Origin of the sequence: Microbacterium sp. Ld4 (genome assembly GCF_045066555.1) — a bacterium.
Classification (GTDB): Bacteria; Actinomycetota; Actinomycetes; order Actinomycetales; family Microbacteriaceae; genus Microbacterium.
In genome coordinates this window covers 85,754-108,886 of record NZ_JBISHE010000009.1, presented here as the reverse complement: position 1 = coordinate 108,886, position 23,133 = coordinate 85,754, and the positions used below count along the sequence as shown (strand labels likewise).

General features: G+C 68.8%; 21 protein-coding genes, 2 tRNA genes and 1 other RNA gene. 15 read left to right on the top strand and 9 right to left on the bottom strand.

Annotated features, from left to right (window positions below; translation table 11 throughout):
• Window positions 1-7 precede the first annotated feature (7 nt).
• The 3 genes from ACJJV7_RS04510 (at window position 8) to ACJJV7_RS04500 (ending at window position 1,813) form a co-directional block, all read left to right on the top strand.
• Window positions 8-1,084, top strand: a complete 1,077-nt coding sequence (locus ACJJV7_RS04510) for a DMT family transporter (protein WP_405372968.1) — start codon at window positions 8-10, stop codon at window positions 1,082-1,084.
• A gap of 13 nt (window positions 1,085-1,097) precedes the next feature.
• A tRNA-Ile gene (locus tag ACJJV7_RS04505) sits at window positions 1,098-1,171 on the top strand.
• A 30-nt stretch (window positions 1,172-1,201) separates the two neighbouring features.
• Window positions 1,202-1,813 carry a GNAT family N-acetyltransferase gene (locus ACJJV7_RS04500; RefSeq protein ID WP_405372870.1) on the top strand — a complete coding sequence of 204 codons (612 nt, stop codon included), beginning with the start codon at window positions 1,202-1,204 and terminating at the stop codon, window positions 1,811-1,813.
• Between the two features lie 40 nt (window positions 1,814-1,853).
• Here the strand turns inward: ACJJV7_RS04500 and ACJJV7_RS04495 are convergent, their stop codons facing one another.
• The gene (locus ACJJV7_RS04495; protein WP_405372871.1) at window positions 1,854-2,804 is read right to left on the bottom strand and encodes a manganese catalase family protein; all 951 of its coding nucleotides are present in this window, start codon (window positions 2,802-2,804) and stop codon (window positions 1,854-1,856) included.
• A 243-nt stretch (window positions 2,805-3,047) separates the two neighbouring features.
• Between ACJJV7_RS04495 and ACJJV7_RS04490 the strand changes: the two genes are divergently transcribed.
• From ACJJV7_RS04490 to ACJJV7_RS04480, 3 genes are read left to right on the top strand one after another with little or no spacing between them, the layout of a single operon-like run.
• Window positions 3,048-3,812: a hypothetical protein gene (locus tag ACJJV7_RS04490; RefSeq protein WP_405372872.1), complete on the top strand. Its 765-nt coding sequence runs from the start codon at window positions 3,048-3,050 to the stop codon at window positions 3,810-3,812.
• Entirely contained in the window at window positions 3,790-4,203 is a 414-nt protein-coding gene (locus ACJJV7_RS04485) for a phage holin family protein (protein WP_405372873.1), read from the top strand. Before ACJJV7_RS04490 ends, ACJJV7_RS04485 begins: the two co-directional genes overlap by 23 nt.
• A complete protein-coding gene (locus tag ACJJV7_RS04480) occupies window positions 4,200-4,763 on the top strand; it encodes a DUF3618 domain-containing protein (RefSeq protein ID WP_405372874.1) in 564 nt (187 codons plus the stop codon). Before ACJJV7_RS04485 ends, ACJJV7_RS04480 begins: the two co-directional genes overlap by 4 nt.
• Window positions 4,764-4,832: 69 nt before the next feature.
• Here the strand turns inward: ACJJV7_RS04480 and ACJJV7_RS04475 are convergent, their stop codons facing one another.
• On the bottom strand, window positions 4,833-5,015 hold the full coding sequence (locus tag ACJJV7_RS04475; RefSeq protein ID WP_405372875.1) for a hypothetical protein: 183 nt from the start codon (window positions 5,013-5,015) through the stop codon (window positions 4,833-4,835).
• 222 nt (window positions 5,016-5,237) lie between these two features.
• Here ACJJV7_RS04475 and ACJJV7_RS04470 point away from each other — a divergent pair, with 222 nt between their 5' ends.
• The gene (locus ACJJV7_RS04470) at window positions 5,238-5,741 is read left to right on the top strand and encodes a DUF3145 domain-containing protein (RefSeq protein WP_405372876.1); all 504 of its coding nucleotides are present in this window, start codon (window positions 5,238-5,240) and stop codon (window positions 5,739-5,741) included.
• Between the two features lie 202 nt (window positions 5,742-5,943).
• On the opposite strand, the gene ACJJV7_RS04465 is transcribed toward ACJJV7_RS04470, so the two are convergent.
• From ACJJV7_RS04465 to aceE, 6 genes are all read right to left on the bottom strand, one after another.
• Window positions 5,944-7,182 (bottom strand): beta-ketoacyl-[acyl-carrier-protein] synthase family protein, encoded by a 1,239-nt coding sequence (locus ACJJV7_RS04465; RefSeq protein ID WP_405372877.1) that lies wholly within the window; start codon window positions 7,180-7,182, stop codon window positions 5,944-5,946.
• A gap of 50 nt (window positions 7,183-7,232) precedes the next feature.
• Window positions 7,233-7,481, bottom strand: coding sequence for an acyl carrier protein (locus ACJJV7_RS04460; RefSeq protein ID WP_405372878.1), 249 nt, complete (start codon window positions 7,479-7,481; stop codon window positions 7,233-7,235).
• A 66-nt stretch (window positions 7,482-7,547) separates the two neighbouring features.
• Window positions 7,548-8,549 carry a beta-ketoacyl-ACP synthase III gene (locus ACJJV7_RS04455; protein WP_405372879.1) on the bottom strand — a complete coding sequence of 334 codons (1,002 nt, stop codon included), beginning with the start codon at window positions 8,547-8,549 and terminating at the stop codon, window positions 7,548-7,550.
• A complete protein-coding gene (locus tag ACJJV7_RS04450; RefSeq protein ID WP_405372880.1) occupies window positions 8,546-9,463 on the bottom strand; it encodes an ACP S-malonyltransferase in 918 nt (305 codons plus the stop codon). Before ACJJV7_RS04450 ends, ACJJV7_RS04455 begins: the two co-directional genes overlap by 4 nt.
• A gap of 115 nt (window positions 9,464-9,578) precedes the next feature.
• Window positions 9,579-10,787, bottom strand: a complete 1,209-nt coding sequence (locus tag ACJJV7_RS04445) for a PucR family transcriptional regulator (protein ID WP_405372881.1) — start codon at window positions 10,785-10,787, stop codon at window positions 9,579-9,581.
• A gap of 11 nt (window positions 10,788-10,798) precedes the next feature.
• Window positions 10,799-13,525 carry a pyruvate dehydrogenase (acetyl-transferring), homodimeric type gene (gene aceE, locus ACJJV7_RS04440; RefSeq protein ID WP_405372882.1) on the bottom strand — a complete coding sequence of 909 codons (2,727 nt, stop codon included), beginning with the start codon at window positions 13,523-13,525 and terminating at the stop codon, window positions 10,799-10,801.
• A gap of 188 nt (window positions 13,526-13,713) precedes the next feature.
• Here aceE and ACJJV7_RS04435 point away from each other — a divergent pair.
• From ACJJV7_RS04435 to rnpB, 4 genes are all read left to right on the top strand, one after another.
• Window positions 13,714-13,786, top strand: a tRNA-Val gene (locus ACJJV7_RS04435).
• Window position 13,787: 1 nt separating this feature from the next.
• A complete protein-coding gene (locus ACJJV7_RS04430; RefSeq protein WP_405372883.1) occupies window positions 13,788-14,519 on the top strand; it encodes a zinc ribbon domain-containing protein in 732 nt (243 codons plus the stop codon).
• Between the two features lie 4 nt (window positions 14,520-14,523).
• Complete coding sequence (locus ACJJV7_RS04425; RefSeq protein ID WP_405372884.1) at window positions 14,524-16,263, top strand: bifunctional 3'-5' exonuclease/DNA polymerase; 1,740 nt, start codon at window positions 14,524-14,526, stop codon at window positions 16,261-16,263.
• Window positions 16,264-16,303: 40 nt separating this feature from the next.
• Window positions 16,304-16,664: RNase P RNA component class A (gene rnpB / locus ACJJV7_RS04420), an RNA gene on the top strand.
• Between the two features lie 32 nt (window positions 16,665-16,696).
• On the opposite strand, the gene ppgK is transcribed toward rnpB, so the two are convergent.
• Complete coding sequence (gene ppgK / locus ACJJV7_RS04415; RefSeq protein WP_405372885.1) at window positions 16,697-17,518, bottom strand: polyphosphate--glucose phosphotransferase; 822 nt, start codon at window positions 17,516-17,518, stop codon at window positions 16,697-16,699.
• A gap of 70 nt (window positions 17,519-17,588) precedes the next feature.
• Between ppgK and ACJJV7_RS04410 the strand changes: the two genes are divergently transcribed.
• The 4 genes from ACJJV7_RS04410 to ACJJV7_RS04395 are packed head-to-tail and all read left to right on the top strand — an operon-like array spanning window position 17,589 to window position 23,121.
• On the top strand, window positions 17,589-17,792 hold the full coding sequence (locus tag ACJJV7_RS04410) for an SPOR domain-containing protein (protein ID WP_405372886.1): 204 nt from the start codon (window positions 17,589-17,591) through the stop codon (window positions 17,790-17,792).
• 54 nt (window positions 17,793-17,846) lie between these two features.
• Window positions 17,847-19,184, top strand: a complete 1,338-nt coding sequence (glnA, locus tag ACJJV7_RS04405; protein ID WP_405372887.1) for a type I glutamate--ammonia ligase — start codon at window positions 17,847-17,849, stop codon at window positions 19,182-19,184.
• 4 nt (window positions 19,185-19,188) lie between these two features.
• Window positions 19,189-22,167: a bifunctional [glutamine synthetase] adenylyltransferase/[glutamine synthetase]-adenylyl-L-tyrosine phosphorylase gene (locus tag ACJJV7_RS04400; protein ID WP_405372888.1), complete on the top strand. Its 2,979-nt coding sequence runs from the start codon at window positions 19,189-19,191 to the stop codon at window positions 22,165-22,167.
• A 42-nt stretch (window positions 22,168-22,209) separates the two neighbouring features.
• The gene (locus ACJJV7_RS04395) at window positions 22,210-23,121 is read left to right on the top strand and encodes a DUF808 family protein (protein WP_405372889.1); all 912 of its coding nucleotides are present in this window, start codon (window positions 22,210-22,212) and stop codon (window positions 23,119-23,121) included.
• Window positions 23,122-23,133 lie beyond the last annotated feature (12 nt).

Sequence of the window (23,133 nt, the reverse complement as noted above, 5' to 3'; positions counted from 1 at the left end):
GGGCGTGATGCACCTGGCGACGTCCATCGGCGAGATCACCGACGAGTTGGTCGGGGTGTTCCGCGATCCCGCCATCCTCATCGGCATCCCCCTCGCCGTCCTCGGCGCCGTATTCATGTCGTTCGGTGCCCAGTACCAGCACCGCGGGGTTCAGAAAGTCGAGCACGAGTCTGCGAACGCGGGCGTCTCAGGCCTCACCGGCGGACAGCTGCTCCGCCTGCTCCGGCGCCCCTCCTGGGTTCTCGGCACGGTCATGCTGGCTCTGGCGATCGGATGCCAGTTGCTCGCGCTCTCGTTCGCGCCGCTGATCCTCGTGCAGCCCATCGGCGCCATCTCGTTGGTCATCACCACTCTCCTCAACGCCCGGATCAGCGGACACAAGCCCACCCGGAGCTCGATCATCGCGATCGCGCTGTGCGTCGGAGGCATCCTCGTCTTCGTGACGGTGGCGGCCCTGTACGCCACCGAGGAGGCGGTCAGCGACCCGCAGCTCATCACCGTCCTCGCCATCCTGCTCGGCGTCGTCGTCGTCTTGTCCGTGCTGTGGGTCACCCTCCGCACCCGGATGCGCGCTCTGTTCTACATCGTGGGCGCCGGTGTCGTGTACGGCTTCGTCGCAACCCTGGCGAAGGTCGTCATCAGCCGGTGGAAGTCCGGGGACTTCGAGTGGCTGACGGTGCTGTGCATCGTGGCGCTGCTCATCGGAACCGGCATCGGTGCGTACTTCGTGCAGACGGCCTACTCGTCGGGGCCGCCCGACCTCGTCATCGCCGGATTGACCGTCGTCGACCCGATCGTCGCGATCGTGATCGGACTGTCGGTGCTCGGCGAGGCGAAGGGTGCGCCCCTCGGCGCCTACATCGGCTTCGCCATTGCGGGAGCCCTCGCCATCGTCGGCGTGTTCCTCCTCGCGCGCTTCCACCCCCAGGTCGTGAGCGAGAGCCAGGAGATCCCCATCCAGCGGGGGAGCGGCGGATCGGGCGAGGCGAAAGCCCCCACCACAGGCTCTATCCGGATCACGGATGCAGTATCGAAGGTGTGGCCGGAGCCCCCCATCAACGACGAAGAGCGCCGACCCCGATAAACTTCGAACCCAAGGGGCGGTGGCCAAGCTGGTTAAGGCAGCGGGCTCATAACCCGACGATCGTGGGTTCAAGTCCCACCCGCCCTACTGTTTCGTGCACCGAGCGTAGGAGGGCTCTTGGCTCACACCATCCCCACGCGCACTGCTCGGCTTGCGCTGTCGCGGATATCGTTCGAGGATGTCGACGACCTATACGGCGTCTATGGGGACCCCGCCACGTGGGAGCACCTTCCTTCCGGCCGCCACCGGACACGGTCGCAATCAGAAGCGCTCGTCGTTCGTCACCACCGGAGCTGGGAAAGCTCGGGGCTTGGACCGTGGGCGCTCAGGATAGGCGCGGCAGGAATCGATGACTCATTGGCTCCGGGGATGTTCATCGGATCCGGAGGCGTCTCCATGACCGAGAGCGGTGTGTGGAATCTCGGGTATCGGCTGTCCCGAGAAAGCTGGGGGCGGGGTCTCGCCACTGAAGTTGCTCACGCCGGGGTCAGGGCGGCTGTCTCTGTGCGCCCACACATTCCCGTAACCGCCCGCGTCCTGTCGACGAATCCCGCATCGTGTGCTGTTGCGCTCCGAGCGGGCCTCACTCTCGTGCACGAACGTCCCGCGGACGCGTCACGAGCGGGAGGGGTAACCGAGAGGATCTATGCGGATCGCGAGCTCACGAGGGCGCAACTGGTGAGGATCACGTCACCTGAACCGACCCCCGCGCCCGCGCGGCGGAAGTGAGGGTCGGAACAGCGCGTCTCGTGTAGCCGGCGGGTGGCTGTCAGCCCATTCTGCCGAAGGTTTGCTCGATGTCGGCCATCTCCATCTCGGCTGTCGCCTCGATCAACGCGCGCAGGTCCGCGTCCGCGCCGGGAGCGAATTCCTCGAATCGTTCGGGCGCGATCGTGATCGGCTGTCCTTCGGGCGCCTGCTCATCAGCAATGAGGTTCGTGCCGTCGTTCGAGGGCGACATCCCCTGGAAGATCTTCCCCGCCTCCGACTGCGATGCGAGGTCGAACGAATAAAGCTTGCTCTGGAGTCCCCGCTCGATGAGCTTCTGAACCTCGGGAAACTTCTCGGCGTTGGTCTTCGGGATAGGTAGCGAAGTTCGCCAGTTCACACCGAGTGTTTCCAATGCCTTGGCATACGCGTTCTCGTGAGCCTGATCGCGGACGATCAGGTACGAGATCGTGGCGCGTGCGGTCTTGTTGTCCGTCATCTCATACAGCCGGCACTTCTGGAGCCGACCGGTCGACTCGAGCATGAGGTTGTACAGAAGATCGAGGACGAGGTTGCCTGAGTTGTAGACCCAGCTGCCGTTCCACGGGTTGCCAGCGGCATCCACAGGCATCGCACCTTGGGCACCTACGAGATAGTGATGGATGTTGCTCTCGGAGAGGGCGATGCTCAGCGGCGTGGCCCCGCCCGAGCCAGGCTGGTCGACGGGGTCGGTCGGCGAGCCGCTGTATCTCGGCGATCCGTCCAACAACCGCGAGATCGTCGTGCCGATCAGCTCCACGTGGCTGATCTCCTCGGTGCCGATCCCCTGGATCAGGTCCTTGTACGGTTTCGCCGAGGGACCGCGGAAGTTCATGCTCTGGAACAGGTACTGCATCATGGTCCGCATCTCGCCGAACTGGCCGCCGAGGCCCTCTTGCAGGGCATTGGCTGCGGCGGGATCGGGCTCGTCCTGCGGGATCTCATTGATGAATTCCTGGAGGTGGAAGTACATAAGGGTCCTTCCTCGCGAGAGGGGTGGGGGATGACCTGACCCTCCGCCCGCAGCGAGCATTGACCGCGGGCCTGGACGTTGCAATCGGGCGTGGCTAGACTCTCCCGCTCTTCTTCGGTGGGTGGTCGTGCGGCCGCGCTGGACTACACACCCTCGCGAGTTGCGCAATCCCCTGTGACGCCTCTGACGATGCCCGCGATCGTAGGCGGCGAAGACGCGAGTCTTCCGGAAGAAGGAGCAGATATGTCAGACGGAAACGCATTCGACGGCGCCGGCGACTCCGGCAGCCACTCGGGCAAAGTCGAGACTGCGAAGCAGGAGGCAGCTGCGGTCACGGACACGGCAGCGGGTGCGGCGAAGGATGTCGCTCACACGGCGAAAGACGAGGCGGCCTCGGTGATCGGCGAGGCCCGATCCCAGGTGCGCGATCTCTATTCGCAGAGCCGCGACGAACTCAGCACCCAGGCCGCGCAGCAGCAGCAGCGCATCGCCGGGGGCATGAAGGCCGTGGGAGACGAGCTCGGATCGATGGCGAGCAGTTCGGAGAATGGCGGGATCGCCACCGACCTCGTTCAGCAGATCTCCCGTCGGGTCTCCGACGCGGCATCCTGGCTCGAGGACCGTGATCCGGCCGCGGTTCTCGAAGAGGTGAAGCGTTTCGCCCGGCGCCGCCCGGTGGTGTTCATCGCCGGCGCCGCGATCGCGGGCATCGTCGCCGGTCGTCTGGTTCGTGCCATGGCGTCGAGCCAGCACGAGCAGTCTGGCGCAGCATCCGGCGGCACCCCCTCGGGCGTTACCGCCGGCTCCGGAGCGGCAGGCGGGGCTCCTCGGACGCCCGTCGTCGCACCCGCGACCGCCGTGCCCGACGTGACGAACGTCACTCCGGCCGCGGCGACGAGCCCGGTTCCGACGGCAGACGTCGACGAGGCACCGCTGTACACCGAGTCGGCGGCCGCATTCACCGACTCGCGCGAGGGAGGTTTCGATGAGCGACGCGACACCGTCTGAACAGAAAGCCGCGTCGACGTCTCTGGGCGACCTCCTCGGCGAAGTCACCCGTGATCTCTCGACGCTGATGCGGCAGGAGATCGCGCTCGCGAAGGCAGAGGTCAAAGAGTCGGCGACGACGTCCGCGAAGGGCGCCGGGCTCCTCGGGGGTGCCGGTTACGCGGCATCCATGGTCGTGCTGTTCTTGTCGATCGCCCTCTGGGCCGGCTTGTCGAATGTGATGGATGCCGGTTGGGCCGGGCTGATCGTGGCGGTGATCTGGGCGATCGTCGCGGCGGTGCTCTTCGCCGTCGGCCGCACGCAGATGAAGCAGGTGAAGGGAGCTCCGCAGACCGTCGAGACGCTGCAGGAGATCCCCGAGACACTCAAGAGAAATGAGGAGAACAAATGACCGATTCACCCGATGCCATCCGCGCCGACATCGAGCGCACGCGGTCGGAGCTGGGCTTCGACGTCGATGCCCTCGCCGACAAGGTGACGCCGTCGAAGATCATCGATCGCCAGACCGGCAAGGTGAAGGGAGCCTTCGGTTCCGTTCGCGACCGGATCATGGGCGCCGCCGATGACGCAGGCTCGTCGGCCTCCCACCTCGCCGGATCCGCGGCGGGCGCCGTCCACGACGTCAAAGCGAAGGCGGAGGGCAACCCCCTCGCCGTCGGGCTGATCGCTCTCGGCGCAGGGCTTCTCGTGTCATCGCTGATCCCGGCGTCCACGAAGGAGAAGCAGCTCGCGGAGACGGCCAAGGAGCAGGCACAGCCGCTCGTCGACGAGGTCACCGATGTCGCGAAGGGAGCGGCGCAGAACCTCGCCGAGCCCGCGAAGGACGCCGCTGCGGCAGTCAAAGACCGCGCTGCCGAAGCCGCGCAGACCGTGAAGGACGAGGGTGCGGATGCCGCGCAGTCGGTGACGAGCCGCGCTCAGGACGCGCCGGGCAACGTCACCGGATCGTGAGCCTCCACTGCTGAGCTCCGGCACAGACATCGCGCCCGCCCCAGACGAGGGGCGGGCGCGGATCGTCTTTCAGGGGTGTGTGATGGCCGGCCCCTGCGGGAACGACTCGTTGTCGTCGCCGCGGTCGGTCGTGGCTTCTGATCCCGCGCGTGCAGCGTCCTCGCTGACCTCGTCGCTGACGACGGGCGTGGGTGCGTCGTCGTCGGCGTGGGCGTCGTCGGCGTCGTGCTGGGTCGGGGTGGTGTCCGTCATGTCCGGTCCTTTCGTCGGTGATCCGTTCGCGTCCACGCTCCGCTTCGGGCCCCTCCCGTCCAACCCGCTTGACAGCGGGGTCCTCTCGTGCGGCGGGAATCACACGGTTGTGATTCCGCGACGTCTTGGGCGATAATGGCCACACAACCGCACAGCATTGCCAGCGAGATCTCTCGATCAGGTCGTAGGGGAAGACGTACCTGAACGAAACGGGAGAGAACGATGGCGACACCACACGCGCGTGGAGTGATCTTCATTCACTCTGCGCCACGAGCGTTGTGCCCCCACCTCGAGTGGGCGGCCGGACGCGCCCTCGGGCATGCCGTCAGCTTCGACTGGGCTGAGCAGCCCGTGCTCGACGGAAGCCGCCGCGCAGAGTTCTATTGGGAAGGGCCGGCCGGAACAGGCGCCGCTCTGGCGACCGCGATGCGCGGCTGGGAGCATCTGCGCTACGAGGTGACCGAAGATCCCACACCCCGAAGCGACGGCGGCCGTTGGCTGCACACGCCGAGCCTCGGCATCCACTTCGCTCAGACCGATGTCGCGGGCAACGTCGTCATCGGCGAAGATCGGCTCCGGTACGCGATGGAACTCGCCGCAGGCGATTATCGCGAGCTCCAGCGCGAACTCGACGTCGCGCTCGGCGCGGCATGGGACGACGAGCTCGAGCCGTTCCGTCATGCGAGCGACGACGCGCCCGTGGTCTGGCTCCACAAGGTCGGCTGACCGTCGAGACGATCTCCCGCAGCGGGACACTTCACAACCGAACAGACTTCAGGCGGAGCGTCGCGAGAGCGGGCGCCTCGACCGGCCTCGGATGGCTTCCCGGGGACCGGGGCAGCGCCAGCTCCGTCTGATCAACGACAGACGCCCCCGGTGGCTTCCCGGGGGCGTCTGTCGTTCGTCGGTGCGGTGCGGATGCCGTAGCTCAGACGGAGCGGAACGCGACGACCGCGTTGTGTCCGCCGAAGCCGAACGAGTTGCTGATGGCGAGCTGGTCGCCGTCGCCGAGTGCAACACCGTCGCCGGAGAGGCGGAACGGAACGGCCGGGTCGGGCTCGGTGATGTTGATCGTCGGCGGGGCCACGCGGTCGCGGAGCGCCAGGACGGTGAACATCGCCTCCAGCGCACCCGTGCCACCGAGCAGGTGACCCGTCGAGGCCTTGGTGGCCGAGACGGGCATCTCGTGAACCCGGTCGCCGAAGACGGACTTGAGGGCCACGTACTCGTTCGGGTCGCCGACCGGGGTCGACGTCGCGTGCGCGTTGACGTGCGTCACGTCGTCGGGGGAGGCGTCCGCCATCTCGAGAGCAAGGCGCACGGCACGCGCCGCACCCGTGCCCTCCGGGTCGTTGGCGGTGATGTGGTACGAGTCGGCGGTCACGCCGCCGCCGACGAGCTCGGCGTAGATCTTCGCGCCGCGAGCCGTCGCGTGCTCTTCGGTCTCGAGGATCAGGACGGCGGCGCCCTCGCCCATGACGAACCCGTCACGATCGATGCTGCCCGGTCGCGACGCGGTCTCGGGGGAGTCGTTGCGACGCGACAGCGCCTGCATCGACGCGAACGAGGCGATCGTGATGGGGTGGATGGCCGACTCGCTCCCACCCGCGATGACGATGTCCGCGAGGCCGGCCCGCATGTGCTCGATCGCATTCACGATCGACTCGGTGCTCGACGCGCACGCGCTGGCCACGGTGCGGGCGTAGGCGCGCGCACCGAAGTGGAGCGAAAGGTTTCCCGCAGCGGCATTCGGCATGAGCATCGGGACCGTCATCGGCATGACGCGCCGGGGGCCCTTCTCGCGCAGCGTGTCCCACGCATCGAGGAGTGTCCACACTCCGCCGATGCCGGTCGCGAATTCCACGCCGAGTCGATCGGGATCGACCTCGGGTGAACCCGCGTCCGCCCAGGCCTCCTGCGCGGCGACCATGGCAAGCTGCGACGACGGATCGAGGCGCTTGGCGATGGGCCGGTCGAGAACCGTGTCGGGTCGCACCTTCGCCTCAGCGGCGAACGTCACGGGCAGGTTGTACTTCTCCACCCACTCGTGCTCGAGGGTGCGGGTGCCGGACGTTCCCGCCAGCAGGGCGTCCCAGCTCTCGGGCGCCGTTCCCCCGAGGGGAGAGGTCGCACCGATTCCGGTGACGAAGATTCGCGAAGTGCTCATGGTCTCCTCGTGCGGCCCCGGTGGGGGCAGGCCCCCACCGGATGCGCGCGTCAGGCCTGGTTGGACGTGATGTGGTTGACGGCGTCGCCGACGGTCTTGAGGTTCTTGACCTCTTCGTCGGGAATGGTGACGCCGAACTTCTCTTCTGCGTTGACGACGATCGTCATCATCGAGATGGAGTCGATGTCGAGGTCGTCGGTGAACGACTTCTCGAGGGCGACCTCGTCGGCCGAGATACCGGTCTCGTCGGTGATCAGTTCGGCCAGGCCTGCGAGGACCTCTTCGTTCGTGAATGCCATGGGTTTCTCCTTAGGTGGTCGGGCCCCAGCGGGCCGCTCATCAGTCTAGGTCTGGGACGGTCGCTGTCAGGGGAGGACGACGACCTGTGCGCCGAACACGAGTCCGGCGCCGAATCCGATCTGCAGGGCGAGACCGCCGCTGAGTTCGGGGTGCTCTTCGAGCAGTCTGTGGGTGGCGAGCGGGATGGATGCCGCCGACGTGTTGCCGGTCGTCTCGATGTCACGGCCGATCGCCACGGTGTCGGGCAGCTTGAGCTGCTTTGCGAACTCGTCGATGATCCGCATGTTGGCCTGGTGCGGCACAAATGCGGCGAGGTCGTCCGGGGTGATGCCGGCTTCCTCGATCGCCTGGCGGGCGACCTTCGCCATCTCCCACACGGCCCATCGGAAGACCGTGGGCCCCTCCTGCCGGAGGGTCGGCCACGGCGCGATGCCGTCCCGGAAGTCGGTGAGGGTGTGGTTCATGCCCACGGCGTCTGCCTTGGAACCGTCCGAGCCCCAGACCGTCGGCCCGATGCCGGGAGTGTCGCTCGGCCCGATCACGGCGGCGCCTGCTCCGTCGCCCAGCAGGAACGAGATCGACCGGTCGGCCGGGTCGACGACGTCGCTCAGCTTCTCGGTGCCGATGACGACCGCGTAGTGCGCTGCGCCGGCACGGATGAGCGCGTCGGCCTGGGCCACGCCGTAGGCGAACCCGGCACACGCCGCATTCAGGTCGTAGGCGGCGGCGGGGTTCGCCCCAACCCGATCGGCGACGACCGCTGCGATCGAGGGCGTCTGCTGCGGATTGGAGATCGTGGCCACGATGACGGCATCGATGAGCTCCGGAGCGATGCCGGAGCGCGCGATGGCCTCGGCCGCAGCATCCGTTGCCATGTCGACAGCGCTGGTCGTCGAGACGGCGCGGGCGCGCGTCACGATGCCGGTGCGCTGACGAATCCATTCGTCGCTCGAGTTGATGGGGCCCACGAGGTCGTCGTTGGGCACGGCGTTCTCACCGCGCGCGGCGCCGTAGGCGTAGATCCGTGTGTGCGCCGGGCCGGTGGGCTGGTTCAAGATGGCAGTCATGCGGTCTCTCCCTTCAGGAGGGCGGTCGCCGATGCGAGGTCGTCCGGCGTCTTCACCGCGACAGCCGGGATCCCGCGAAGGCCGCGCTTGGCGAGTCCGACCAGGGTGCCCGCTGGAGCGAGCTCGATGATGCCGGTGACACCGGCGGCAGCGAACGACGCCATGCAGAGGTCCCACCGCACCGGATTGGCCACCTGCGCGACGAGGAGGTCGAGGGCCGCACGGCCGTCGGTGACGACCCCGCCATCCCGGTTGCTCCACAGCGTCAGGGAGGGTGCAGCCGGCGAGATCTCGGCGGCCGCCGTGCGGAGGGTCTCGACCGCCGGGGCCATGTGGCGCGTGTGGAAGGCGCCCGCCACCTGCAGCGCGATCACGCGGCTGCCGCGAGGAGCGTCGGCGGCGAGCTCGGCGAGCGCGTCCGGTGAGCCGGCGGCGACGATCTGTCCCCCGCCGTTGTAGTTGGCGGGCGTCAGGTCGAGTTCGTCGAGTCGGGCGAGAACGGCCGTCTCGTCACCGCCGACGACGGCGCTCATGCTGGTCGCCTCGAGAGCGGCGGCCTCGGCCATCGCACGGCCGCGGATGCCGACGAGGCGCATGCCGTCCCCAGCGGACAGGACGCCGGATGCCACAAGGGCGGCGACCTCGCCGACGGAGTGTCCCGCGACGCCTTCCGGCTCCGTTCCGGCCGACGTCAGCGCGTTCCAGGAGAGCAGGCTCGCGGCCACGATGAGCGGCTGGGCGATACGGGTGTCGCGGATGCGGTCGGCATCCCACTCCGTGCCCGCGGCGACGAGGTCGACGCCCGCGTGTTCGCTGAACTCACCGAGAAGCTCACGCGCCCCGTCGAGTTCGAGCCACGGGGCGAGGAACCCGGGGGTCTGCGACCCCTGACCGGGGAAGACGGCAATGATCACGGTGTCCATCCTTGCAAGAACGATCGGGGAGTGCTGTCGGTGGGGACACAACAAAACGCGGATGCTTTGTGCGCGTCCGACAGGAGGCGTGCGTCTACCAGGATGCCAGGCGGACTCACCGGCGCCGGGGACCGCCCCCACGTCGGCGCGTCACATCGCCGCCGATCGATCCGAGGATCAGCGCCGTCTGCAGGATGAGCGCCTCGCGCGGGCCGGTCGCATCCCATCCGATGACGTCGGAGACGCGCTTCAGTCGGTACCGGACCGTGTTGGGGTGGACGAACAGCTCGCGCGCCGTGGCTTCGAGCGACCTGCCGTTGTCGAGGTAGCTCCACAGCGTCGTCACGAGATCGGTCGAATGCGCCTGGAGAGGCCGGTAGATCCGGTCGATCAGAGTGGCCTTGGCGAGCGGATCGCCCGCCAACGCGCGCTCCGGGAGGAGATCGTCGGCATCGACCGGGCGCGGCGCGTGACGCCACGATTTCGCGACCGCGAAGCCCGCCAGGGCGGCGCGCGCGCTGATCCCGGCATCGATGAGCGCCGGTGCGGTCGGGCCGAGCACCAGGTGCCCGCTTCCGAACCCCGGCTCGAGGCGCGTCGCGATCTCCGAGAACGCCAGCTCCTCGGCATCCTCTCGTCCCGACTGATCCGCGCGGCCGATCACGAGGACCAGACGCGATCCCTGCACGCCGATGAGCACGTCGACGCCGAGCTTGCGGGCCGTGCGGCGGACCTGGTCCACGTCGAGCTGTGAAGGGGTGGTGCCTACCAGGACGGCCACCTCGCCGTGGCCGTGCCACCCGAGTGCGGCGATCCGGCTCGGGAGCTCTTCATCAGCCTCTCCGGTGAGCACCGAATCGACCACCAGGGCCTCGAGTCGCGCGTCCCAGAGTCCGCGGGCTTCCGCAGCTCGGGCGTACACGTCGGCGGCGGCGAACGCGACGTCACGCGAGTAGAGCAGGATGCTCTCGCGGAGCCCGCTCCCGCGTCCGGCGACGCGCTCCTCGGTCGTCTCGACCGTGACCCGGATGAGCTGAAGCGTCTGAGTGAGACTGATGCTCCGAAGGAGTTCCCGCGGGGCCGACGCGAAGATGTCGGCTGCGATCCAGGGCGTCGAGGTGGGGTCGTCGTACCAGTCGATGAAGGAGGAGATCCCGGACTGCGCGACCAGGCCGACCGCCGACCGACGCCCGGGGGGCATCTCGCTGTACCACGGCAGTGACTCTTCGAGTCGCCGCAAGGTCGTGGTGGCGAGATCCCCCGAGATCCGGCGGAGCCACGCAAGTGTCTCCGCCTTCTCCTGGGCGGTCGGCCGGTCGCTCATCCCCGGGGTCGTCAGGCTTCGCCGCCAGCGTTGCCGGACGTGCCGGCGCTGACGTCGTGCAGACGGTACTTCTCGATCGCCTGAGCCGAGAGGCTCCGGTCGACGACACCGTCTTCAGCCAGCGACTGCAGCGTGCGGACCACGATCGACGGACCGTCGATCTTGAAGGCCCGGCGAGCTGCGGCGCGGGTGTCGGAGAAGCCGAAGCCGTCCGCTCCCAGGCTCGCGAAGCGGCGCGGGACCCACTGGCGGATCTGGTCCTGGACGGCGTGCATGAAGTCGCTGACCGCGACGATCGGGCCTTCCGAGTCGCGGAGCTTCTCGGTGATGTAGGCCGTCTTCGGGTCTTCGGTCGGGTGCAGGAAGTTGTGCTCGTCCGCTGCCAGGCCGTCGCGACGCAGCTCGGTCCAGCTGGTGACCGACCACACGTCGGCGATCACTCCCCAGTCGTCCTTGAGGAGTCGCTGGGCCTCGTGCGCCCAGGCGAGGCCGACACCCGATGCGAGGATCTGGGCGCGGTGGCCCTCGCCCTCGCCGACCGAGACGCGGTGGATGCCGCGGAGGATGCCGTCGACGTCCACGTTCTCGGGCTCCTTGGGCTGCACGATCGGCTCGTTGTAGACCGTGATGTAGTACATGACGTTCGGGTCTTCGTGCTCACCGCCGTACATGCGCTCGAGGCCGGCCTGCACGATGTGCGCGATCTCGTACCCGTAGGCGGGGTCGTACGACACCGTCGCCGGGTTGGTCGAGGCGAGCAGGTGCGAGTGACCGTCGGCGTGCTGGAGGCCTTCACCCGTGAGGGTGGTGCGCCCGGCCGTGGCGCCGATGATGAACCCGCGGGCCATCTGGTCGCCGGCAGCCCACTGGGCGTCGCCCGTGCGCTGGAAGCCGAACATCGAGTAGAAGACGTAGACCGGGATCAGCGGCTCGCCGTGCGTGGCGTACGAGGTTCCGACGTTCGTGAACGCCGCCACCGCACCCGCCTCGTTGATGCCGACGTGCATGATCTGGCCCTGCGGGCTCTCCTTGTAGGCGAGCAGCAGTTCGCGGTCGACCGACGTGTAGTTCTGCCCGTTGGGGTTGTAGATCTTCGCGGTCGGGAAGTACGCGTCCATACCGAAGGTGCGCGCCTCGTCGGGGATGATCGGCACGATGCGGTGACCGAAGTCCTTCGACCGGAGCAGATCCTTGAGGAGCCGGACGAACGCCATGGTGGTGGCGACTTCCTGCGTGCCCGAGCCCTTCTTCGGCAGCGCGTACACGCTGTCGTCGGGAAGCGTGAGTGCCGTGTGGGTGGTCCGACGCTGGGGGAGCGATCCGCCCAGCTCGCGGCGACGCTCGACCATGTACTTGATCGTGTCGTCCTCGGCGCCCGGGTGGTAGTACGGCGGCTCGTAGGGGTTCTCCTCGAGCTGAGCGTCCGTGAGCGGGATGTGCATCTCGTCGCGGAAGTGCTTCAGGTCGTCGAGGGTCATCTTCTTCATCTGGTGGGTCGCGTTGCGGCCCTCGAAGTGCGGACCGAGGCCGTAACCCTTGACAGTCTTCGCGAGGATGACGGTGGGCTGACCCTTGTGCTCCATGGCGGCCTTGTACGCGGCGTACACCTTGCGGTAGTCGTGACCGCCGCGCTTGAGGTTCCAGATGTCTTCGTCGCTGTAGTCCTTGACCAGGGCTGCGGCGCGCTCGTCGCGGCCGAAGAAGTGCTCGCGCACGAAGGCGCCGCTCTCGGCCTTGTAGGTCTGGAAGTCGCCGTCGGGGGTGACGTTCATCAGATTGAGGAGCGCGCCTTCGGAGTCGCGGGAGAGCAGGTCGTCCCACTCGCGGCCCCAGACCACCTTGATGACGTTCCAGCCTGCGCCGCGGAAGTAGCTCTCGAGCTCCTGGACGATCTTGCCGTTGCCGCGCACCGGGCCGTCGAGGCGCTGGAGGTTGCAGTTGACGACGAAGGTCAGGTTGTCGAGTCCTTCGTTCGCGGCGACCTGCAGCTGTCCGCGGCTCTCGACCTCGTCCATCTCGCCGTCGCCGAGGAAGGCCCACACGTGCGAGTCGGAGAGGTCCTTCACGCCGCGGTTCGTCAGGTACTTGTTCGTCATCGCCTGGTAGATGGCGTTGATCGGACCGAGACCCATCGACACGGTCGGGAACTGCCAGTAGTCCGGCATCAGACGCGGGTGCGGGTATGAGGGCAGGCCGTGAGGAGCTGCCGACGCCTCCTGGCGGAAACCGTCGAGCTGCTGGGCGGTGAGGCCGCCCTCGAGGTAGGACCGCGCGTACATTCCGGGGGAGGCGTGTCCCTGGAAGAAGACCTGATCGCCACCGCCCGGGTGGTCGGGACCGCGGAAGAAGTGGTTGAAGCCGACTTCGTAGAGGGCTGCCGACGACGCGTACGTCGAGATGTGGCCGCCGACGCCGATGCCGGGGCGCTGGGCGCGGTGCACGGTGATCGCGGCGTTCCAGCGGATCCAGCGGCGATAGCGGCGCTCGATCTCCTCATCGCCGGGGAAGGCGGGCTCGCTGTCGGGCGAGATGGTGTTGATGTAGTCCGTGGTCGGAACCTGCGGAACATTCAGGTGCAGGTCGCGCGAACGCTGCAGCAGGCTCAGCATGATCTCGCGGCCGCGCTCTGCGCCCCGGGCGTCGACGAGCTGCTGCAGGGATTCCTGCCACTCGGACGTCTCTTCAGGGTCGCTGTCCTGAGGGCCCTGGGAGTACGGATCCTGATCGTTGACAGTCACAAGAGGCCTTTCGTCGCCTGGCAGATCGTGCCAGGAAGGAGGGATCGGGCGGAGGGGTGCTTGTTCGACACGCACAACACGCTTGTCCTCAGCCTACCCATTCCGCCCACCCCGGGGCGGCCGTGAAAACCTTGCCGCCCGCAGCGGGAGGTGGTCTGCGCCGAAGGCCTCGTAGACTTGCATCGCCAGGGCCTTTAGCTCAGCTGGTAGAGCGCCACGTTTACACCGTGGATGTCGTCGGTTCGATCCCGGCAGGGCCCACGTGAAAGCCACCTTCGAGGATCAGCTCCGACTACTCGACCTCGCCCGTCTCGACGAAGACCTTCGTCGCGCGGACGTCGCCAAGAAGAACCCGGCGCAAGCCACCCGCATCAAAGAGCTCCTCGCGCAGCGCGCCGCGCAGTCGACCGAACTCACGCGGCTGCGCGGCGGCCGCGACGATGCGCAGACCGAGCTCTCGCGCATCGAGAGCGACGTGGCCGTGGTCGACGCGCGGAGCGCTCGCGACGCCGAACGTCTTGCGGTCGCGAAGAACCCCAAAGACGCTCAGGCCCTCGAGCACGAGATCGCCTCGCTGGCTCGCCGCAAGAGCGACCTCGAGGATGCCGAGCTCGCCGTGATGGAACGGCTCGAGACCCTCGATGCCGCCATCGCCGAGCAGGAGGGTGTCATCGCCGCCCTCAACGACGAGGGCACGAAGCTCAGCACCGAGTCGGCATCCGCCGTCGCCGGCGCGACGAACCGGTACGACGAGGCCGCCCGCGACCGGGCCGCCGTCGCCGCCTCGCTTCCGGACCCGCTCGTCGCTCTGTACGACCGCATCGCCGGTCGCGGGGTGGGCGCCGGACTCCTCCAGCACCGCACGTGCGGCGCCTGCCGCATGGTGCTCTCGGGCACCGACCTGAACGTTCTCCGTGCCGCGGCCGAGGACGACGTCGTCACCTGCCCGGAGTGCGGCTGCATTCTCGTGCGCGACAACGACTCCGGCCTTTGATGGCGTGACCGCACCGCCTGCGCCCGACGCCGTCAGCTGGATCGTCGTCGGCACCGCCCCGGGCGGGGGGATCGCTCTCGTCGAGCTCGATGCCGACGGCGGCGAGATCGACCGGACTCACACCGCGAAGCGCGAGCTGTCGGGTCTCGTCGCGGCTGCGCCGCGCGCCGTACGGTGGGTGTGGAGCGACGCGTCCTACTGGTACCCCGCGCTGATCGCCGCGGGCGTCCGGGTGGCGCGCTGTCACGATCTGCGGCTGTGCCACGCGATCCTCCGCGACAGCGTGCAAGTCTCGGGCGCGGGTTCGCTTCGAGCGGCGACGGCATGGGACGCTCCGCCCACGGTGCTGGTGGACGCCGCCCTCGCGGGCCCGGTGGCGCTCTTCGACATGGACGCGGGGGAGCGTCCCGACAGCCTGCCGCACGACATCGATGCCGCGCTCGAGGAGTTCCGCCGTCAGCGCGCCGCGGTGGCCTCCGGACCACCCGCACTCCGGCTGCTCCTGGCCGCGGAGTCGGCGGGCGCCGTGATCGCCCAGGAGATGCACGCCGCGGGCGTGCCGTGGGATGCCGCGGTGCACGACGGCATCCTCGAGGCGATGCTCGGGCCGCGCCCCACCGGGCGAGGCCTACCGCTGCGGGTCCAGGAGCGGGCGGCGGAGGTGCGCGCGCTGCTCGATGACCCGGCGGCCAGCCTCGACTCGCAGCCGAAGCTCCTTCGCGCCCTCCACCGCGTCGGTGTCTTGGCCGCCTCCACCAGCAAGTGGGAGCTGGCGCAGTACGAGCATCCCGTGATCGCGCCGCTCCTCGCCTACAAGAAGCTGACGCGGATGCTGAGCGCGAACGGCTGGGCATGGCGAGAGGAATGGGCGCCCGAGGGCCGCTTCCGGCCGGTGTACGTGCCGGGCGGCGTGGTGACCGGACGGTGGGCGTCGTCCGGCGGGGGCGCGCTCCAGATGCCGCGCCAGCTGCGCCCAGCGGTGAGGGCCGACCCGGGGTGGGTGCTCGTGGTCGCCGACGTCGCACAGCTCGAGCCGAGAGTGCTGGCCGCGATGGCCGGCGACACGGCGCTGGCCGACAGTGCGCGCGGCGTCGACCTCTACGAGGGCATCGTCGCGCGCGGGGTCGTCGCGACCCGGCAAGAGGCCAAGATCGCGATGCTCGGCGCGATGTACGGCGCCACGACGGGTGACAGCGGACGACTTGTGCCCGCCCTCCGCCGGGCGTACCCCCGGGCGATGGCCCTGGTGGATGCCGCCGCGCGCACGGGCGAGGACGGCGGCGTCGTCTCCACGGCGTTGGGCCGCTCCAGCCCGCCGCCCTCCGAGGGGTGGCATGCGCTCCAAGCCCGCGCGGGTGATCCCGACGCGACAGAGGTCGATCGTGGCCGCGCCCAGCGTGCGGCGCGGGATCGAGGCCGGTTCACGCGCAACTTCGTCGTCCAGGGCACCGCGGCGGAGTGGGCACTCGCTTGGTTGGCCGACATCCGCACCCGGCTGGCCGAGATCCCCGACGTTCCCGAAGCCGCCGCCGCACCGCGGTCGGGCGCTCTCCAGTCGCGTCGCGCACACCTCGCCTTCTTCCTGCACGACGAGGTGATCGTCCACGCGCCGGCCGACCGGGCGGATGCCGCGGCCGCCGCGGTCGAAGCGGCCGCCGCCACGGCGACGAGGCTGCTCTTCGGCGGCTTTCCGCTCGACTTCCGGCTCGACCTCCAGATCAGGGCGGACGCCGCGAAGGACTGACGGATGCCGCGGCGCGGCCGTCTAGACTCGACCGTGCGAATGGGTCGGCTGGACGGTCGCGTGGCGGGAGACCGCACCGAGGAACGTCCGGGCTCCACAGGGCAGGGCGGTGGGTAACACCCACCCGGAGTGATCCGCGAGACAGTGCCACAGAGAGCAGACCGCCCCGGTTCCGACCGGGGTAAGGGTGAAAGGGTGGTGTAAGAGACCACCGGGGTCGTGGTGACACGGCCCGCACGGTAAACCTCGCCCGGAGCAAGGTCAGACAGGGGATGTTGACGCGGCTCGCCGAGTCCCCGGGTAGGCCGCTGGAGCGGCACGGCAACGTGTCGCCGAGAGAGATGACCGTCCACGGGGTTTCGACCCCCGGACAGAACCCGGCGTACAGGCCGGCCCATTCGCCCCGCCCGCCCTCAGGGGCGAGCCGCCCACCTCACTGCGTGGTGGTGTCCGCCAGTGTCTGCGCGGTGCCCTCGAGCGCACCGGGCTGCTCGCCCGCCAGCGCCAGGGCCGCGGCGCCGATGATGCCCGCGTTGTTGCGGTGCACGGCGGGGACGATCGGGGTCGTGAGATCGAGGAGCGGCAGAAACTTGTCGGAGTGCTTCGACACGCCGCCGCCGACGATGAACAGGTCGGGGCTGAAGAGGAATTCGAGGTGGCTGTAGTACCACTGCAGCCGCTCGGCCCATTCGGCCCACTCGAGCTCGTCCCGCTCCATCGCCGAGTAGGCTGCCCACGCTTCGGCATCCTTCTTGTGACCGGCGCGATCGAGGTGGCCGAGCTCGGAGTTGGGGATGAGGACGCCGTTGTAGATCATCGCGGTGCCGATGCCGGTGCCGAGCGTCGTGAGCAGCACCAGGCCGTCATGGCCCTGTGCGGCGCCGTATTTGATCTCGGCCACGCCGGCGACGTCCGCGTCGTTCGCGAAGTGGATGTCGCGGCCCAGACCGTCCTCGAAGAACGATTCCGCCTCGAAGCCGATCCAGGTCTTCGCGACGTTCGCGGCCGAAAGGGTCTTGCCGTTCTTCACGATCGCGGGGAACGCGACGCCCAGCGGAACCGAGGTGTCCTCGACCTCGAGGGTCGACAGCACCGTGCGCACCGCTCCGAGGACGTCTTCGGGCTCTGCGCCCTTCGGGGTCGGAACCTTGACTCGGTCGGTCAGGAGGGTGCCGTCACGGAGATCGACGACGGCGCCCTTGATTCCGGTGCCGCCGATGTCGATGCCGACCGCGGTCGTCGCGCTGGTTGTCATGACTCGAGCCTAGACGTGCGGGGGCCCGGGCTCCTTAGGATGAGGTATCCGACGGCCGAGGAGGACCGACATGAGCGACACCGAGCAGTACTGGTACAACCTCTCGACGAAGCAGGTGGAGCGCGGCTTCGAGTCGCCCGCCGTCGATCGTGCCGGCCCGTTCGCCACCGCCGAGGAGGCTGCTCGGGCTCCGGAGATCATGGCGCAGCGCTCGCGCGCGTGGGCAGAGGAAGAGGCCCGCGAAGACGGGTGGGACGGTGCCGGCCACCGGTGACTCGCTCGCCGTGCGGGACCGATAGTCTGGCACTCGGCCCGCGGGAAGGATGCGATGGACAAGCAGCGTGACTTCGTTCTGAGGACGATCGAGGAACGGGGAGTCAAGTTCATTCGGCTCTGGTTCACCGACGTCACCGGCACCTTGAAATCGGTGGCCATCGCGCCTGCCGAGGTCGAGGGAGCCTTCGGTGAGGGGCTCGGGTTCGACGGCTCCGCGATCGAGGGTCTCACCCGGTCGTACGAGTCGGACCTGCTCGCGCACCCCGACCCCGCGACCTTCCAGATCCTGCCCTGGCGCGGCGAGATCGACCCGACGGCGCGCATGTTCTGCGACATCACGACGCCCGACGGCCAGCCCGCCGTCGCCGACCCGCGACACGTGCTCAAGCGCACCCTTGCGAAGGCCGCTGACGCCGGCTTCACGTTCTACACCCACCCGGAGATCGAGTTCTATCTCCTGAAGTCATCGTCCTACGGACCCGACGGCCCTGAGCCCGTCGACTCCGCGGGCTACTTCGACAACGTTCCCGGTGGCACGGCGCACGACTTCCGCCGCCGCTCGGTGCGGATGCTCGAGGACCTCGGCATCTCGGTCGAGTACAGCCACCACGAGGCGGGTCCCGGCCAGAACGAGATCGACCTCCGCTACGCCGACGCGCTGGCGACGGCCGACAACATCATGACCTTCCGCACGGTGGTCAAGGAGGTCGCGATCGAGCAGGGCGTGTACGCGACGTTCATGCCGAAGCCGCTCAGCGGTCACCCCGGAAGCGGCATGCACACCCACCTGTCACTGTTCGAGGGCGACGTGAACGCGTTCTACGAGCCCGGTGCGCAGTACCAGCTGTCGAAGGTGGGCCGCCAGTTCATCGCCGGCCTCCTCCGTCACGCCAACGAGATCTCCGCGGTCACCAACCAGTTCGTGAACTCCTACAAGCGGCTCTGGGGCGGCGACGAGGCCCCGAGCTTCATCTGCTGGGGTCACAACAACCGCTCCGCACTGGTCCGGGTGCCGATGTACAAGCCCAACAAGGGTCAGTCGACCCGGGTCGAGTACCGCGCGCTCGATTCAGCAGCCAACCCGTACCTCGCCTACGCGCTCATGCTGGCTGCCGGACTCAAGGGCATCGAGGAGGAGTACGAGCTCCCGTCCGAGGCCGAGGACAACGTCTGGTCGCTGACGGATGCCGAGCGTCGCGCGCTCGGCTACGGATCGCTGCCGGCGAGCCTCGACCACGCCCTCGAGTACATGGAGGAGTCGGAGTTCGTCGCCGAGACGCTCGGCGAGCAGGTCTTCAACTACGTGCTCCTGAACAAGCGTCGCGAATGGCGCGAGTACCGCGCCCAGGTGACGCCCTTCGAGCTGCAGAAGAACCTCGAGATGCTCTGAGGCGATGGCCTCGACGGAACGCTTCACCACTCTCACCGATCTGGCGCGCGCCGGCTTCGCCGACCTCTCGGCGTCGTCGGAGGCGTTGGACGAGCTGTCCGACCTGACGGGATCGTCTCGCGACGACCTCGTCGTCGGCGCCCGTCGTGCCGCCGATCCCGACGGCGCGGTGCAGTCCTGCGTGCGCATCGCCCGCCGCGACGCCGACGCGCTGACGACTGCGCTCCGTGACGCGCCGCGCGTCCTGTGGCTACTTCTCGGCGCGTCGACGGGGCTCGCGGACTTCTACCTCCGGCATCCCGAGGAGCTGCCTCACCTTGTCGGAGCCGGCGACCGGCTCCCGGGCGCCGCGGAGATGCGGGCGGACCTGCTCGATTCGGTGGGTGCGGACGACGACGGCGTCGCCTCGGCATCCGGCGAAGCGGCGTGGGTGGCGCTTCGTGTGCGCTACCGCCGGATCATCGCCCGGATCGCAGCGTTCGACCTCTCCGCCGCGCAGCCGACCGAAGTGCTCCGATCGGTCGCCGCCGCGCTCGCGGATGTCGCGGGGGCGGCGCTCGACGCCTCGCTGTGCGTCGCCCGCGCTCGCGTCGGCGACGGGATGTTTCCCCGCGACGAGGTGCAGGCCACCCTGCTCGCGATCATCGGCATGGGCAAGACGGGCGCGCGCGAGCTGAACTACGTCAGCGACGTCGACGTCATCTTCGTGGCGGGGGTCGCTGAGGGATCCGACCTCGCCGAAGGTCGGGCCGTCGAGATCGCCACACGCCTGGCCACCCTCACGATGCGCGGCATCGCCGACGTCGAGATCGAGCCGCCGCTGTGGGAGGTGGATGCCAACCTGCGTCCGGAGGGCAAGCAGGGCGCTCTCGTGCGCACGCTCGACTCGCACCTGTCGTACTACGACCGCTGGGCGGGCAGCTGGGAGTTCCAGGCGCTCCTGAAAGCGCGACCCCTCGCGGGCGACCTGCGCCTGGGGGAGCAGTATCGCGCGGCCGTGCAGCCCAAGATCTGGGCGAGCAGCGCACGGGAGAACTTCGTCGACAGCGTCCAGCGGATGCGCGAGCGCGTCACCGACCACATCCCCGCGGACGAGGTCCCTCGCCAGCTGAAACTCGGGCCGGGCGGCATCCGCGACATCGAGTTCACCGTTCAGCTGCTGCAGCTCGTGCACGGCCTCGCCGACGACCGAATCCGGCAGCAGAGCACGCTCGCCGCCCTCGACGCACTCGTCGCCGAGGGCTACATCGGCCGAGACGACGCTGCCGCGTTCGGCCAGCACTACCGGACCCTCCGCGTGCTCGAGCACCGACTCCAGCTTCGGCGGCTCCTCCGCACGCACCTCATGCCGAGCACGGGTAACGAGCTCCGGGTGCTGGCGCGGGCCTCGGGGCTGGCCACGGATGCCACCGGGATCACCGCCGTCTGGGACGCCGTGAAAAGCCAGGTGCGCGAGATCCATGTGCGCCTGTTCTACCGGCCGTTGCTGTCGGCGGTCGCAGCGCTGCCCGCTGAGGAGCAGACCCTGTCGTCGGCGCAGGCCCACGACCGCCTCGCGGCGATCGGTTTCGCCGACCCGGCGGGCTCACTCCGCCACATCGGCGCGCTCACGAGCGGCCTCAGCCGCAAGGCGACGATCCAGCGCCACCTCATGCCGGTGATGATCCGCTGGTTCGCCGACGGGGTGGACCCCGACTACGGCATCGTCGCGTTCCGGCGGATCAGCGAACGTCTCGGCGACAGCCCCTGGTTTTTGCGGATGCTCCGGGACTCCTCGGGCGCGGCCGAGCGGCTGACACGCGTCCTCTCCGGCTCACGCTACGCCGCAGATCTCATGGAGTGGATTCCGGAGGCGGTCGCCTGGCTCGACGCTCCCGACCAGCTGCGTCCGCGCAGCGGCTTCGCGCTCCAGCAGGAGGCTCGGGCCATCCAGACCCGTCACGAGCGCATCGGCGACGCGATGCGCGCCGTGCGCGCTCTCCGGCGACGTGAACTCCTGCGGCTCGCCCTCGGAGCGCTGCTCGGCGAGCTCAGCATCGTGGAGCTCGCCGACGGTTTGACGTCGATCAGCGAGGTGACCATCCAGGCGACGCTCCGCGCGGTGTGGCGCGATGTCGTCCCACCCGAGGATGACGCCCTCGACATCGCGGTGATCGCGATGGGCCGGTTCGGCGGGGGAGAGCTGGGCTTCGGGTCGGATGCCGATGTGATGTTCGTCTATGACTCCAATGGCCTCGACCCGCAGCGTGCGCACCAGCTCGCCCTCAAGCTCGTTCAGGGGCTCCGCGAGCACTCCGAGGATCAGCGGGCACCGTTCGACCTCGATGCCGGCCTCCGGCCCGAGGGACGTACCGGCCCCATGGTCCGCTCGATCGACTCCTATGCCGAGTACTACCGGCGATGGTCGCTGTCATGGGAGGCGCAGGCCCTTCTCCGCGCCCGCGGCGTGGCGGGCAGCGTCAAGCTCATCGAACGGTTCATGGCGTTGGCCGACGAACTGCGGTACCCGCGCGCGGCCGACCCGCAGGGCCTGCGGGAGATCAAGCGCATCAAGGCGCGCGTGGAGAACGAGCGCCTGCCGCAGGGCGTCGATCGCAGCCGTCACCTGAAGCTCGGCCCCGGCAGCCTGAGCGATGTCGAATGGCTCGTCCAACTGCTCCAGCTGCAGCATGCGGCCGAGGTCGACGGGCTCCGCACGACCTCCACGACGGGCGCGCTCGACGCGGCCCGCGCCGCGGGGCTGATCCCGGATGCCGAAGGGCAGCGCCTGGCCGACGCCTGGTGGCTGGCGAGCAGGCTCCGCTCGGCCAACACGCTCCTGTCGGGGCAGACGAGTGATGTGCTCCCCAGCGACCGTGGCAAACTCGATGGCATCGGACGGCTTCTCGAATACCCTCCTCGTTCGGCCACGCAGGTCGAGGAGGATTGGCTTCGCACCTCGCGGCGGGCACGCCGCGCGTTCGAGACGCTTTTCTACGGATAACACCCCGCCGGCCTCCGGCCGAGGGCTCAATGAAGGACGCACATGTCAGTTGGTCTGCTCGCCGTCGTCGACGACATCCTGAGCGCTGCGCTCAAGGCATCCGCCAAGTCCGCCGGTGTCGTGATCGACGACGCGGCCGTCACGCCGCAGTACGTGCAGGGGATCACCCCGGCCCGTGAGCTGCCGGTCGTGGGCAAGATCGCGCTCGGCTCGCTCGCGAACAAGTTCCTCATCATCATCCCGATCGCCCTGCTCCTCACGGCGTTCGCGCCCCAGGTGCTCCCGTTCCTGCTCATCATCGGCGGTGTGTTCCTCTGCTACGAGGGCGCGGAGAAGGTGCTCGAGTGGTTCGGGGTGCACCACGGCGCCCATGACGACGGTGCACGCGACGAGAAGAAGCTCGTCCTCGGCGCCGTCCGCACCGACCTCATCCTCTCGAGCGAGATCATGCTGATCTCGCTGTCGAACCTCGACGACGGCCTGGGCATCTGGCAGACCCTTGCGATCCTCGCGGTGATCGCCGTCATGATGACCACGATCGTCTACGGCGCCGTCGCGCTCCTGGTGAAGATCGACGACGTCGGTCTCCGTATGGCCAAGAGCCCGTCCCGTCAGACGCGCCACAACGGCATGCGCATCGTCCGCTCCATGCCGGCCGTCTTCCGCGTCATCAGCATCGTCGGCACCGTCGCGATGCTCTGGGTGGGCGGACACCTCGTGCTCGAGAACCTCGGTGCGGTCGGTGCCCATGTCTTCTCCGACCTGCTGCACGGCGTCGAGGAACTGCTGCACGACTTCGGGGGCGTGATCATCTGGATCGGCGAGACCGTCGTCTCCGCGATCGCGGGTCTGATCGTCGGCCTGATCGTCGTCGGGGTGATCATGCTGACCCGTCGGATCCTGCCCCAGCGCGCCGGACACGCTGCCGCGGCGCACGAGCCCTCCGCGCACTGACCCGCTGCTGTC